Source organism: Streptococcus oralis, from assembly GCF_004127215.1.
Taxonomy (GTDB): Bacteria; Bacillota; Bacilli; order Lactobacillales; family Streptococcaceae; genus Streptococcus; species Streptococcus oralis_BD.
Genome location: NZ_QEWJ01000159.1, coordinates 1 through 386 on the forward strand (window position 1 = coordinate 1; position 386 = coordinate 386).

1 protein-coding gene is annotated in these 386 nt (G+C 67.6%); it reads right to left on the reverse strand.

What is annotated here, in order from left to right; all coding sequences use genetic code 11:
- Window positions 1-42: 42 nt before the first annotated feature.
- Window positions 43-386: alpha amylase C-terminal domain-containing protein (locus tag DF216_RS10765; RefSeq protein WP_164979069.1), on the reverse strand; the 344-nt coding region annotated here is incomplete at its 5' end.

Sequence of the window (386 nt, forward strand, 5' to 3'; positions counted from 1 at the left end):
GCTGTCCCACACCCAGTGGTGCGGAAGCCTCAGCACGACGGCTCAGCCTGCGTCGGTCAGGACGAGGTACGCCCACGGTGAGAGTCGGATCTGGTGGCCGCTGGCAATCTCGACGACATCGTGCCCGTCGACGGCCCGCTCGTAGCGGCCCGGGTGGGGGACCTCGGCGAGTGTCACCAGCGTCTCAGTAGGGCTGAAGTTGAACGCCGCGAAGACTCTGTCGTGCTTCCCGCTGCGGACGAACGCCAGGACCGTGGATGGGTGGTCGTGGGTCACCCGCTCCATCGGGGCGCCCCACGCACCGTTCCACAGGGCGGAGTGCTCCTTCTTCAGAGCAAGCAGCCGTCGGTAGAGCTCGCCCTGCTCGTGGTCGCGCCAGGTGATCT